1 protein-coding gene is annotated in these 237 nt (G+C 71.3%); it reads right to left on the bottom strand.

What is annotated here, in order from left to right; genetic code table 11:
- Positions 1–110: 110 nt before the first annotated feature.
- A complete protein-coding gene (locus BST14_RS32325) occupies positions 111–227 on the bottom strand; it encodes a TauD/TfdA family dioxygenase (protein WP_368731267.1) in 117 nt (38 codons plus the stop codon).
- Positions 228–237 lie beyond the last annotated feature (10 nt).

The following is a 237-nucleotide window of genomic DNA, read 5'->3' as shown; positions in this document are numbered from 1 at the left end:
TCGCAGTTCTGCTAGCTATTCGCCGGAACGGAAGGGGCTCGCCAGAGCGGCGCGCAGCGACCTACGCCGGTCGGCAACGGAGGAGCCGGCGCACGCTGGGGGATGCCGGCTCAGAACGGACGGCTGCCCGCCAGGCTGATGAGCTTCAGGCGCCGCCGCTCGCTGGCCGGGAAGGCGTTGCGCGCATGCAGCACGGCCTGGTTGTCCCACCAGACGATGTCGCCCACCGACCAGGCG

This window comes from Mycobacterium arosiense ATCC BAA-1401 = DSM 45069, from assembly GCF_002086125.1.
GTDB lineage: Bacteria > Actinomycetota > Actinomycetes > Mycobacteriales > Mycobacteriaceae > Mycobacterium > Mycobacterium arosiense.
This window is presented reverse-complemented; position numbering and strand designations above follow the sequence as displayed.